Raw genomic sequence first — 12,859 nt, forward strand, 5'->3', positions numbered from 1 at the left:
CCGGCTTTGGTCGGATTTCTCTCACTTCGCGTCATATATGAGAAACGTCACACCCTACCGATACCGGGATCTATTACTGCTCAGGCGAGTGACCAATCAATTCGGGCGCACCCAGAAATCTCGGCTGGGTGCCGCGCCACACGTCTGTCATCGCCGAGACGCGGGCCAGCCACTCGCGGCCCTGCACCCGCCTGCCCGCCGCCCCGGTCACGTCTCGGGCATCGAAGCCGATCGCGTCCAGGCCGTACGCCTGCGCCAGATAAATTGCCCGCTCATTGTGGAAACGCTCGGAAATGACCGTGAAGCGGCCCTGACCGAACACCTTGCTGGCCCGCACCACCGAGTCGAGGGTGCGAAATCCTGCGTAGTCGCGGTAGAGGTGCGCTGCCGGAATGCCCCCGAAGAGCAGATCGGCGCGCATGGTGGTGGGTTCGTCGTAGCTGCGGTGGGCATTGTCGCCCGACAAGATCAGGTCGCTGATCTTCCCGGCCCGGTACAGCGCGAGCGCCGCCTCAATGCGGTAGCGGTAGTACGGATTGAGGCCGCCGCCGCTGAGGTATTTGCTGGTGCCCAGCAGCACGCCCACCTGCCGGGCCGGCACCGCCTCCACGTTGCTGTAGAGCCGTCCCTCAGCGCTGATCATCACCCGCTGGTTGACGATCAGCACCAGCACTATCGTCAGCGCGGCGACGATACCCAGCGTCAGGCTGCAGGCGATCAGCGGTTTGCGCCAGCTCCATACCTTTACCTGGGTCAGTCGGCGGCCCACATCTTTTCCCGGCTGTCTCTGAAGGCCGCCTCTGGACGCTCAAGCCCCAGCATGGCCCGCACCGCCCGCGCAAAGCCTGCGTCGTCGAGCGCGCGGTAAAAGTGCGCCCACTGAAGTCGGCGGTAGGTGTCGGCGGCTTGTTCCCGCGTGGCCGCCTGCGCATAGTCCAGTCCGCTCAGCACGGCGCGGCGGCCCAGCGTCTGACCGTCCAGCTCGGTCAGGGTCTTGGGTCCCCAGGCGAACGACACTTGACCCTGAGTCAGCCAGCGGATCAGCGCGTCCTCGGGCGGCAGGGCGTAGAGCACCACCTCGCCGCTGAGGTCGGCGTCGGCCTTCAGCAGGGTCACGCCGGGAATGTGGCTTCGAAGGTAGGCGGCCACCGCGCCCTCGGCGTAGACAGACGCGCCGTCCCGGAGGTGCTGCATGGCCGTTTTGGGATCGAGTCGGGGCAGCACACCACCTACGTCCGCGTCTCCGGCGAGGCCGAGCGCTTCGGGAGCGCGCAGCGCCTCGCCCAGAAACTCGGCCTTCTCGCGCCCGTTCCAGCTGTTGCGCTGCAAGTGCAGGGCGAAGTCGTGGGCACCGGAGCGGGTGCGGCCCTCGCGGTACTTGACGCCGCGCACCCCAAGCGCCGTGAAGCTGAGGGTCCCTTTGTCCTGGCCGATCAGCTTGGCGGCTTCCAGCGGGCCGCGCAGGTGCCACAGCGGCGCGCGGTGGCCTTCTCCAAACGGCTCGAAGCGCTCGATCTCGCTGAGCAACTCGAAGTCGGCGCACCCGGCGGGCAGCAGCGCGTCGAGCGCCACTGTCGGCAGCGGGCGCGGAAACTGCCGGGCATAGTCGTGAATGCGGCCCCGGAACGCGGCGAACCGGTTCATGTCCAGCGAGAAGCCCGCCGCGCCAGGATGCCCGCCAAAACGCTTGAGTAGATCGGCCGAGGCATAGAGGCCCGCCACCGCCGAGATGCCCGGCGTGCTGCGTACCGACCCCTTGCCCTGCGCCGCGATATACACCGGCCGGTAATACGTTTCGAGCAGCTTACTGGCCACGATCCCCATCACGCCGGGGTGCCAGTCGTCTTTGGTGATCACCAGGGCCGGGTCTTCGGGATCGGCCAGTTGCAGGGCCTCCTTGAACATCCGGTCTTGCAGCACCCGCCGCTCACCGTTCTTGATGTCCAGGTAGGTGCTGAGCTTCTCGGCCTCGAGCTTGTGGGTGGTGGTCAGCAGCGAGAGCGCCACGTCGGCCTCGCCCATCCGGCCCGCCGCGTTGATGCGCGGGGCCAGCACGAAGCCCACGTCGCGGGCAGTAACGGTCTTCTTGCCGTTCATCAGCGCCCGCAGGCCGGGCAGTTCGGTGCGCCCGAATTCAGAGAGGCCTGCCACCACCAGCGCCCGGTTCTCACCCACCAGCGGGGCCACGTCGGCCACCGTGCCAAGGGTCGCCAGCGGCGTCAGGTGAAGGGGTGCGGGCAGGCCGAGCTGCCGGTACACCGCCCACAGCAGGTGGTAGGCCACGCCCGCTCCGGTCAGGTTGTGAATGGCCGGGTCGTAGTCGCGCGTCAGTTTGGGGTGCACCACCAGGCAACTCGGGAAGTCCGGCCCCGGCGAGTGGTGATCGGTGACGATGACCTCCACGCCCATTGAGAGCAGACTTTTGACTTCCTCCAGATTGGTCACCCCACAGTCCACCGTAACGAGCAGGTCGGCGGCCTCGGCGTGCTCGGCCACCCGGTCGGGGTGCACGCCGTAGCCCTCGTTGAGCCGGTGCGGGATGAAGCCGTGAACGTTCGCGCCCACCTCGCGCAGGCCCCAGACCAGCGTCGCCGTGGCGCTCACCCCATCGGCGTCGTAGTCGCCGTGAATGCGGATGCGCTTTCCGGCCTTGACCGCCTGCACCAGCCGCTCGGCCGCCTCCAGCAACCCTGGATTGGGCGTCAGGGTCAGCTCCGGTGTCAGGTGGGCGCGGCTCAGCCCCCTGGCCGAGAGCACCTGCCCCAGCATGGGAGAAACCTCGAACTCGGCCATGACCCGCAGCAGCTCGGCGCGACTGGCGGGCGGACTGAGGAGCCAGTGGGGGTCAGGAAGGTGGGCAGCAGCAGACTTCGGGGTGGAATTCAAGGTTGGGCCTCGGCAGGAACGGAGAGGGTGGGCGGGCTTGAGAAGGGCTGAACCGCCAGCGGCGCAGCCTCGCCCAGGCGGGAGCGCAGGGTCAGTTGCAGCCGCTCCTCGGCCTGGCGGCGGCGGCGGATGTCGGCCTGCCGCCGCTGCCGGAGTCGGGCCAGCGGCGGCAGCAGCAGCAGCGCACAGTACACCGCCCCCAGCAGCAGCGCCAGCCCCAGTGCCAGGCCGGTGGGCAGCAGCACCTCGCCGTCGGCAAACGGCAGCGGCAATCTCACCCTCCCCGGATTTTCCAGCGACACCAGCAGCAGGTAGCCGCCGAGCAGCAAAAGCAGTAGCACTTGGAGAAACTGCACGAAACGCATGGCCGGAGTCTAGCGCCCCCTGACAGCAAAAACCCCCGTAGAAGCGGGGGCGAAAGCTGCAGAGGGGTTGAATTCAGGCCGAGGCCGGAGCCTCACCGACGTTGCGCTTGCGGCGCGGCGCACGCTTGACCGGCTCGCCGCTCTCGCCACCCCCCTCGCCGCCGCTCGGCGCGGCCTGCACCCCGCGTTCCAGGGCCGCCAGGCCGCCGACGATCGAGACGTCCAGCACCTGATCGAGGTTCTCGGCGGGGTGAAAGGCCATCGAGGAGCGCAGGTGCAGCGGGATGTCGCGCAGATCAGGCTCGTTGGACTTGGGCATAATGATGTGCTTGATGCCCGCCCGGCGCGCGCCCAGCACCTTCTCCTTGAGGCCGCCGATCGGCAGGTAACGGCCCGTCAGGGTGATCTCGCCGGTCATGGCCACGTCGTGCCGCGCCGGAATGCCCGACAGGGCGCTGATCAAGCTGGTGGCAATCGCGCCGCCCGCGCTGGGGCCTTCCTTGGGAATCGCACCCGCCGGGAAGTGAACGTGAATCTCCGAGTTGTCGATCTTGTCCTTGTCGATGTGGAAGCGCTCGGCATTGGTCTTGATGTAGGTGAGGGCCGCTCTGGCCGATTCCTTCATCACGTCGCCGATCTGCCCGGTGAGCAGCAGGCCCTTGCCGGGGCTGACCGAGGTCTCGATGAACAGGATGTCGCCGCCGACAGGCGTGTAGAACATCCCGGTCGCCAGCCCGACGGTGTCCTCACGGGCCTCGGTTTCGGGGGTGTAGCGGCTCTGGCCCAGGTAGCGGTCGAGTTCCTTGTCGGTGACCTTCACGCGCTTGGCGTCGCCGCCTGCGAGTCTGCGGGCCACCTTGCGGGCCACCGTGCCGATCTCGCGCTCCAGATTGCGGACTCCGGCCTCGCGGGTGTAGTTCGAGATCAATCTTTCCAGGGCCGCGTCGGTGATCTGGATCTGGTTGCCCTTCAGCCCGTTTTGATTGAGCTGACGCGGCATCAGGTAGCGCTTGGCAATTTCGAGCTTCTCGGCCTCGATGTAGCTCGAAAAGTCGATGACTTCCATACGGTCCATCAGCGCGGGCGGAATCTGCTCGGGGTAGTTGGCGGTGGCGATGAACATGACCTCACTGAGGTCGAACGGCACGCCCAGGTAGTGGTCGGTGAAGTTGAAGTTCTGGGCCGGGTCGAGCACTTCCAGCAGCGCCGAGCTGGGATCGCCCTGGTGGCCGCTGCCGAGCTTGTCGACCTCGTCGAGCAAGACCACCGGATTCTTGGTTCCTGCCGTGCGCAGGCCCTGAATCAGGCGACCGGGCATCGCGCCGATATAGGTGCGGCGGTGGCCCCGGATGTCGGACTCGTCGCGCGCGCCGCCCAGGGCGATACGGACGTACTTACGCCCCAGCGCCTTGGCGATGCTCTGGGCGATCGAGGTCTTGCCAACGCCGGGAGGGCCGGTGAAGACCAGAATCGGTCCCTTGTTGACGTCACTGGCGTCAATCTCGCCGCGCTCGGCGCGCGACTTGCGCAGCTGGCGCACCGCCAGGTACTCCAGCACCCGGTCCTTGACCTTCTCCAGGCCGTAGTGGTCGTCGTCGAGAATGCGGGCGGCCTCGTTCACGTCGAGCTGATCGTCGCTGCGCACGTTCCAGGGCAACTCGGTCACCCAGGTCAGGTAGGTGCGGATCACGCTGGCCTCGGCGGCGTCGGGGTGCATCCGCGACAAGCGGTTCAGCTCGCGGTCGATTTCCTTTTTCACGTCCGGATTCAGGCCCAGCGCCTCGATCTTGGTCCTCAACTCCTCGGTCTCGTCGGTTTCGCCGTCCTCACCGCCGTGGAGTTCCTTCTGGATGACCTTCATCTGCTCGCGCAGGTAGTACTCACGCTGGTTGCGGTCGATTTCTTCCTTGACCTGGGCACGGATCTTTTGCTGTACGGCCATGACTTCCTGCTCGGCGTCGAGCAGCGTCAGCACCTTCTTGAGCCGTCCGGTGAGGGTGGCTTCCTCCAGCACGGCCTGTTTGTCTTCCAATCGGAAATCGAGGTGGAAGGCGATAAAGTCGGCCAGTTCGCTGGGATCATCCTTACTCTGAATAGCTTGCACGGCGTCGGGCGTCAGGCCCTTGCCGCCCTGGATGACGCTCTCGAACTTCTCGCTCAGTTCGCGGGTCAGTGCCTTGAGTTCCACCGGCTTGCCGGGCTTGCTGACGATTTCCTGCACATCGGCGCGCAGGTACTCGGTCTGGGTGTAGCGGGCCACCCGCACGCGCGCCAGGGCTGTGACCAGCATCTGCACCGTGCCGTCGGGGTTCTTGCGCACGCGCAGCACGTTACAGGCCGTCCCTACGTCGTAGAGGTCCTCGCCGGTCGGGTCGTCCACGTCCTTGTCACGCTGCGAGACGATCAAGATGACTTTTTCTTCTTCCATCGCGGCCTCGATAGCGGCGATGCTGATGGCGCGGCTGGCGTCAATATGCTGCACCATCGTCGGGTAGATCACGCTGCCGCGAACCGGGCAGACGGGGATATTGAAGGGAATGATGGGGGTCGGGCTTTTGTCGGTCGGCATGAAAGGCTCCTTTCTTCCGTGAAAAACACGCTACTGTGGATCATCTCGCAACCGTTCCACTGAATGCGGCGGCTGTCCGGCCATCTCAATAGCGCAGATAACTTGAGTGCTATGCTATCAAGTAAGCGCAGCGATTACAAGTGGGAAGCGCCAACCGGACCACTGGTGAGTGCCGCCGTGCCAAAGAGAGACAATGCTGCCTGACACGTTGTTATTTTAACTTGGCGGGCCTGACATAACCCTCACCCGAAGCTGACGCAGGGTTTAGGCTTTGCGGTTGGCCAGGGCAAGCGCCTGCCCGCACCCGCTAGAGCATCTGTCTCTTCCGTGTACCGGGAAATAAACCCCACTCCACTTTCACCTGCTCTGGCACGTCCTCCACTCGCTCTGCTGCGCAGCTTTACAAGTTTGCTCGGTCCTAAAATTTTTACGATGGATGCTCTAGACTGCCCGGCATGAGCCGCGACGACTTTCCTCCTCCCCTGCCCGGCCAACCGCAAAGCGGAGCGCGCATGCTCGAGCTGGTGTTTCCCAAGGACACCAATTATCACGGCACGGCCTTCGGCGGCTTCGTGCTGTCCTTGATGGACAAGGCCGCCTCGGTGGCCGCCGTGCGCCACTCCAAGCACCACGTGGTGACCGCCCGCATGGACGCGGTGGATTTTCATCTGCCGGTGCGGGTCGGGGACGCACTGGCCCTGGAAGCCCAGGTCATCCGGGTGGGGCGCACTTCCATGACCGTGCGGGTGGACGTGTTCCGCGAGAACCTGACGAGCGGCGAGCAGCAGCTGGCGACCAATGGCACCTTCGTGTTCGTGGCGGTGGACCTGGATGGCCGCCCGGTGGCGGTGCCGCCCCTGACCCCGCCACCGGGCGGCAGCGCCCGCAACTAGCTGATGACCGGCGCTTCAGGCCCGCGCCGCGCCGACGAGCCAGCGGGCGGGGGGCTGGATGTTCAGCACCTCGGCAGGCCGGGTGGGCAGCGCATTCGGGCCGAACATCTGTTCGAAGCGCCGCGCGAAAGCCTCCAGCACGTCCTGGGCACGGCGGCGCAGTCCGGCAGCGTGCAGGGCCGAGGCCCACTGCGAGCAGGCCGTCTCGGAGAGCGGATCAAGATCGCAGCGGCGACTCGCCAGCGCGCTGGCCTGGGCGAAGTCACCCGCCTGCATGGCCGCTGCGAACAATTCAGCCAGACGCTGATCGTACGCGTCGCGCAGGAGCTCGCCGCGCCAGGTCAGGTAAGTGTCCCAGGCAGCGTTGCCCCGCAGGTACAGGCCCGCCAGAAATGCGCTGTGGGGCCAGGCCAGCGCCGCCTGCGTGTCGAGGCGGCCCAGCACGGACACATCGAGCTGCGCGCCGCTGAGATCGAGCGACAGCCCGCACCAGTGGGTCTGGAGCCGCCCGGCTTCCTGGCCCAGCGCCTGCCTGACATGCAGCGCCGCCGTGCGCAGCGAGCCGCTGTTGGGCGCATCGGGCCACAGCAGTTCGAGCAGGGTGTCTTGCGGCTGCGGGCCTTCCAGCGCCAGATACAGCGCCAGCGCCAGCGCCTTGCGGGTCTTGAAGGGGGCGATCCGGGGGCCGATTTGCACCGACGGCGCTCCCATCACCCTGATTTGCACGGCGCTCATCGGTTCGGCATTGGCTGGTTCGGCATTCGGCATCGTTTCTTCCCCCTGACGGCGTGAGTGGACGCTCAACGTAATTCGGCTTGACATCATTGTGCGTATAGGGCGTAACACAGCCGTGACGAGCACGTGACGGGCACCTCACGCCGGGCGCGGGCCAGCCAAGCTAGGCTGTGCCAATGACCCCGTTGCCTGCGCACCTTTACGACTCGCACCTGCACACGCCGCTGTGCGGCCACGCCACCGGTCATCCGCGCGAGTACGCGCAGGCGGCGCTCGACCTCGGCCTGGCCGGACTCTGCTTTACCGACCACGTGCCGATGCCCGCCTGGTACGACGCTCCCTGGCGCATGAAACGCGCGCAGCTCGGCGAGTATGTGCAGACGGTGCTGGCCGTGCAAGAGGAGTTCAAAGGCCGCCTGAGCGTGCGGCTGGGTCTGGAAGCCGACTTTCACCCCGGCACCGAAGCCTACGTGCGGGAGGTGCTGGAGGCGCACCCCTGGGACTACGTGATCGGCAGCGTCCACTACCTCGGCGCGTGGGGCTTTGACAACCCCGAGTTCGTCGACGAGTACCAGCGGCGCGACCTGACCAACCTGTACCGCGATTATTACGCGCTGGTGGAGGGTGCGGCGCGCAGCGGATTGTTCGACGCCATCGGCCACCTCGATCTGCCCAAGAAGTTCGGGCATCTCGACCCGGACGGCATGAGCGCCCTGCACGCGCTGGACGTGATCGCCGCGCAGGGCCTCGCGCTCGACTTCAACACGGCGGGCTGGCGCAAGCCGGTGGCCGAGGCGTACCCGGCCCCTGATCTGGTGCGGGCGGCGGCCACGCGCGGCATCCCCTTCGTGCTGGGCAGCGACGCCCATACGCCGGGCGAGGTGGGCTGGCGCTTTCAAGACGCCCTCAAGGAGATTCACGATGTCGGCGGCGAGGTGGTGACTTACGCCGGGCGCGAGCGGCAGAGCGCGGGCTGAAGCAGCAAGTTGGCGGGCGTCACGCTTGGCGCGGCAAGTGGGCATGGAGATTCACCTCTGCCCCACAGTGTGCGAGCGGCGCTGTCCCGGTGTCTTGAGGCCGCCAGGTCCCAGGAGCTGGGACAAGCAGCCGCAAGCAAGAAGCAAACGAAGACTGCCTTCCATCCTGAGGGCTTTGGCGCATCGGCAAGCTCTCCTCTCCCCCGGCGAGGATCCAGGGGAAAGGCAGCGGCAAAAGCCCAAAAACCCCCACCCGGTGAGCTAGCCTACCCCCATGTCCTCCTTCGACAAAAAGGCCGCCGCTGCCGCGCTGGAAACCACCGCCGATCTGCTCGACGTGCTGGGCGCAGACGCGTTCCGGGCGCAGGCGTACCGCTCGGCGGCCCGCAGCATCGAGACGCTGACCGACTGGCCTGCCGCCGCCCAGAGCGACTTCAAGGGTATTCCCAAGGTCGGCGCGGCGCTGGCCGGAGCACTCGTGGACGCCATGCAGACCGGGCGCTTCGAGCCGCTGGATGAGGCCGCCGCCCAGGTGCCGCCCGGTGTGGTTGATCTGCTCCAGGTGCGCGGCCTGGGGCCGAAGAAGGTGCGCTCGCTGTGGCAGGCCGGATTCGATTCGCTCGAAGCGCTGCGAGAAGGGCTGAATGACGGCGGCGTGACCGCCCTCAAGGGCTTCGGCGCGAAGACGGCGGCGACCTTGCTGGAGGCGGTGGAGTTCGTGCTGGCCTCGCAGGGCCGGCAGCGGATGAATACCGCCCGCGACCTGGCGGGCGAACTGGTGCGGCGGCTCTCACACCTGGATGCCCGCTTCAGTGGCGACGTGCGCCGGAATCTGGAAACGGCCCGCAGCGTGCGGGTGACGGTGAGCGCTGCGCCGGAGCAGATTCGGGCCGTGCTGGCGGACGTGACGCTGGAACAGGTGGACAAGCGCCCGGTGCTGGCCGGACGCTGGGAAGGCGTGCCGATCGAGATTGCCTACGCTGCCGCTGAGGTGCGCGGCGCACTCGACTTGATGATGGGCGGCAGCCGCCCGTACCGCGAGGGGGTGCGGGCCGAGGCGGCAAGGCAGGGGTTTGATCTGAATGGGCGCGGCCTGCATAAGGGCAAACAGGGCAGTGGCGAGACGCTCCACACGCCCACCGAGCAGGACGTGCTGGACGCGCTGCAGCTCCCCTTGCGCCCCGCCGAGTACCGCGAACCCGAGCACGACGAGGTCTGGCAGCAGCTGCCGCCGCCCGCCGAACTCATTACGGCTGAGCAGATCAAAGGCCTGATTCACACCCATTCCACCTGGAGCGACGGCGCGGCCAGCCTGCGCGAGATGGCCGAGGCGGCGCAGGCACTCGGCGGCTACCTGGGCAGCGCCGACCACTCACAAAGTGCTTTCTACGCCAACGGCCTCTCGCCGCAGCGGCTGCGCGAACAACTCAGGGAAGTGCGCGAGTTGCAGCGCGCGGGACTGCCGATCATCGCGGGCAGCGAGGTGGACATTCTGGAGGACGGCTCACTGGATTTCGGTGACGATCTGCTCTCGGAACTCGATTACGTGGTGGCCTCGGTGCATAGTCACTTCACGCTGGGCGAGGCAGCCCAGACCGAGCGCCTGATCAGGGCCGCTTCGCACCCGCTGATCACCGTGCTGGGCCACCCCACCGGCCGAGTGCTGCTGCGCCGTCCCAGCTACCCGGTCAATCTGGACGCCGTGCTGGACGCCTGCCAGGTTCACCGCACGGTGGTCGAGATCAATGCCAGCCCCTACCGACTGGACATCGACTGGCGATTTGCCCTGCGCTACCGGGACCGCCTCAAGTTCGCCGTCAACACCGATGCACACGCCGTTCACGGGCTGGGCGATACGACGTACGGCGCGCTCATCGCCCGCAAGGCCGGTCTTCGGCCCGCCGACGTGGTGAATACCCTCCCGCAAGCCGGGTTTCTGGCCTTCGTGGCCGCGCAGCGGGCCGGGCGCAGGTAAATCCCCGCGTGGAGTGCAGCGTCCATTCGCTTGACATGACAATCTGACGTGGCAAGATAAAGCCATTCTTAACACACTTGATCCCGGCAACCGGGGTCTGGAGGCCATATGAAACGAACCCTCAGCTTACTCCTGCTCTCCTCGCTCACCCTCGCCTCCGCCCAGAAGGTCGCCACGCCCATCCCGCTGGGCATCGCCGTGGCCCAGACCAGCAACACCGCCCTCCTGGGTCAGGAAGAAGTCATCGGCGCGAAATTTGCCGAGAAGCTGATCAACGCGCGCGGCGGCGTCAACGGCACGCCGATCAAGCTGGTGTTTCAAGACACCGGCGGCGATGTGGCTGGGGCCATCAACGCCTTTCAGAACCTGGTGAGCAAGGACAACGTGGTGGGCATCGTGGGGCCGACGCTCTCGACCCAGGCGTTTGCCGCCGATCCCATCGCCGACCGCGCCAAGGTGCCGGTGCTGGGGCCGAGCAACACCGCCAAGGGCATTCCGCAGATCGGCGACTTCGTGGCCCGCGTCTCGGCCCCGGTGGCCGTGGTGGCCCCCAACGCCATCAAGCAGGCCCTCAAGCTCGATTCCAAGATCAAGAAGGTCGCGGTGCTGTTTGCCCAGGACGACGTGTTCTCGACGTCCGAAACCGGCACCTTCCAGCAGACCGCCAAGGACCTCGGTCTGACCGTCTCGACGGTGCAAAAATTCCAGACCACCGACAACGACTTCACCACCCAGGTGACGGCAGTGCTGGGCGCGAGCGTTGATCTGGTAATCATCTCGGGCCTGGCCAACGACGGCGGCAACCTGGTCAAGCAGCTGCGCCAGCTCGGCTACAAGGGCCTGATCATCGGCGGCAACGGCCTGAACACCTCCAACATCTTCCCGGTATGCCAGAAGTACTGCGACGGCGTGATCATCGCCCAGGCCTACAGCCCCGCCCAGCCGAGCGCGGCCAACCAGGTGTTCGTCAAGGAATACAAGGCCCAGTACAAGAAAGACCCGCCCCAGTTCGCCGCCCAGGCGTATACCGGCGTGCAGGTGTTCGTGGACGCACTGAAGGTCATCGACCGCAAGAAGAAGATCGGCGAGTGGAACCTCAGCGACCTGCGTATCGAACTCAACAAGCAGGTGCTGGTGGGCAAGTACAACACGCCGCTCGGCGCAATCTCCTTTGACAAGGAAGGCGAGGTCAACCAGAAGGACTTCTACGTGGCGCAGATCAAGATGCAAGACGCCAAGAACGGCAGCTTCGTCTTTTTGAAGTAAACCCTGAACCCGAAAGGATCAGCCGCCCGCTTTGTCCCACGCGGCTGGTCCTTTCTCGATTTTTTGACGCAGAGGAGTGCTTCGCCTTGGAACTGAGCAGCTTGTTGCAAAATATTCTCAACGGCCTGGCGATCGGCAGCGTCTACGCCATCTTCGCGCTGGGCTACACCCTCATCTTCTCGATTCTGGGCATCATCAATTTCGCGCACGGAGCCGTGTTCACGCTGGGAGCGTATTTCACCTACACCCTGATCTCCGGGCAGTTCGAGAATAACGGCCTGCTGCGCGGTCTCAACCTCTTTCCGAACGGCTCGCCGCTGGCCGGAAGCGCCTGGGGGTTTGCCCTCTCAGCTCTGATCGGCTCGCTGCTGGCGGGGGTGGTGGGGGTGATCATCGAGCGGCTGGCCTTCCGGCCCATGCGAACGCGCGGGGCCGATCCGCTGCTGGCGCTGGTCAGCTCGCTGGGCGTGGCGCTGGTCATCGTCAACCTGATTCAGATTCTGGTGGGCGCGGAGAGCTACTCGTTTCCCGAAGGCATCTACGGCGACCTACCGTCCGCGCTCCTGTTTCACCTGGGCGACAAAGTCATCATCATCCGCACCGTACAGGTCATTATCTTCGCCGTCAGCATGGTCTTGCTGCTGATCCTGGGCCTCGTCATCGGGCGCACCCGTATCGGCAAGGCGCTGCGGGCGGTGGCCGAGAACCCCGGCACGGCGTCCTTGCTGGGCATCAGCGTGGACAGGTTCATCGTCATCACCTTCTTTCTGGCAGGACTGTTGGGCGGGCTGGCCGGCACTTTGGTGGGCAGTTCGTTTGGGATCGCCGGGCCGTACTTCGGCGTCACCTACGGCCTCAAGGGACTGGCCGTGATCGTGCTGGGCGGGCTGGGCAGCATTCCCGGCGCGGTGGTGGGCGGGCTGGTCATCGGGCTGGCCGAGGCTTTCGTGCCCGCCGAGTACAGCGCTTACAAGGAAGCGGTGGCCTTCGCGCTGCTGTTTATCATCTTGCTGGTGCGTCCCCAGGGTCTCCTGGGCCGGGCACAGATTCAGAAGGTATAAGGATGTTGATTACGGCAAATTATTGAAGCCGCCTAATTTTCAACTTTCCGATTATACCGATCAGCACCAGCCCAATTCCATTACCAATGACCCAAGTCGAAATAAAATTGGCTAACCCAGCATTACTATACT

The 12,859-nt window shown here is 65.8% G+C and carries 10 protein-coding genes; 5 read left to right on the plus strand and 5 right to left on the minus strand.

The genetic code is table 11. The features are described 5' to 3' along the window. Nucleotides 1-73: 73 nt before the first annotated feature. The 4 genes from GUI70_RS00995 to lon all read right to left on the minus strand — a co-directional run bounded on the left by GUI70_RS00995 (nt 74) and on the right by lon (nt 5,820). Nucleotides 74-769 carry a SanA/YdcF family protein gene (locus GUI70_RS00995; protein WP_237724619.1) on the minus strand — a complete coding sequence of 232 codons (696 nt, stop codon included), beginning with the start codon at nt 767-769 and terminating at the stop codon, nt 74-76. Further along, on the minus strand, nt 754-2,793 hold the full coding sequence (locus tag GUI70_RS01000) for a single-stranded-DNA-specific exonuclease RecJ (protein ID WP_161880567.1): 2,040 nt from the start codon (nt 2,791-2,793) through the stop codon (nt 754-756). The genes GUI70_RS00995 and GUI70_RS01000 overlap by 16 nt, the downstream gene beginning before the upstream one ends. Before the next feature lie 89 nt (nt 2,794-2,882). After that, a complete protein-coding gene (locus tag GUI70_RS01005) occupies nt 2,883-3,251 on the minus strand; it encodes a hypothetical protein (protein ID WP_161880402.1) in 369 nt (122 codons plus the stop codon). 73 nt (nt 3,252-3,324) lie between these two features. Beyond that, entirely contained in the window at nt 3,325-5,820 is a 2,496-nt protein-coding gene (gene lon, locus GUI70_RS01010) for an endopeptidase La (RefSeq protein ID WP_161880403.1), read from the minus strand. A 455-nt stretch (nt 5,821-6,275) separates the two neighbouring features. Between lon and GUI70_RS01015 the strand changes: the two genes are divergently transcribed. After that, nucleotides 6,276-6,713 carry an acyl-CoA thioesterase gene (locus tag GUI70_RS01015; RefSeq protein ID WP_161880404.1) on the plus strand — a complete coding sequence of 146 codons (438 nt, stop codon included), beginning with the start codon at nt 6,276-6,278 and terminating at the stop codon, nt 6,711-6,713. 15 nt (nt 6,714-6,728) lie between these two features. On the opposite strand, the gene GUI70_RS01020 is transcribed toward GUI70_RS01015, so the two are convergent. Continuing rightward, nucleotides 6,729-7,481 (minus strand): AfsR/SARP family transcriptional regulator, encoded by a 753-nt coding sequence (locus GUI70_RS01020; protein ID WP_161880405.1) that lies wholly within the window; start codon nt 7,479-7,481, stop codon nt 6,729-6,731. 143 nt (nt 7,482-7,624) lie between these two features. On the opposite strand from GUI70_RS01020, the gene GUI70_RS01025 reads away from it, so the two are divergent. The 4 genes from GUI70_RS01025 to GUI70_RS01040 all read left to right on the plus strand — a co-directional run bounded on the left by GUI70_RS01025 (nt 7,625) and on the right by GUI70_RS01040 (nt 12,727). Then, complete coding sequence (locus tag GUI70_RS01025; protein WP_161880406.1) at nt 7,625-8,425, plus strand: histidinol-phosphatase; 801 nt, start codon at nt 7,625-7,627, stop codon at nt 8,423-8,425. Nucleotides 8,426-8,699: 274 nt separating this feature from the next. Further along, the gene (locus GUI70_RS01030; RefSeq protein ID WP_161880407.1) at nt 8,700-10,400 is read left to right on the plus strand and encodes a DNA polymerase/3'-5' exonuclease PolX; all 1,701 of its coding nucleotides are present in this window, start codon (nt 8,700-8,702) and stop codon (nt 10,398-10,400) included. Between the two features lie 108 nt (nt 10,401-10,508). Then, nucleotides 10,509-11,666: an ABC transporter substrate-binding protein gene (locus tag GUI70_RS01035; RefSeq protein ID WP_161880408.1), complete on the plus strand. Its 1,158-nt coding sequence runs from the start codon at nt 10,509-10,511 to the stop codon at nt 11,664-11,666. Between the two features lie 86 nt (nt 11,667-11,752). Next, on the plus strand, nt 11,753-12,727 hold the full coding sequence (locus GUI70_RS01040) for a branched-chain amino acid ABC transporter permease (protein WP_161880409.1): 975 nt from the start codon (nt 11,753-11,755) through the stop codon (nt 12,725-12,727). The last annotated feature ends 132 nt before the right edge of the window (nt 12,728-12,859 follow it).

Source organism: Deinococcus alpinitundrae (genome assembly GCF_009982895.1).
GTDB lineage: Bacteria > Deinococcota > Deinococci > Deinococcales > Deinococcaceae > Deinococcus > Deinococcus alpinitundrae.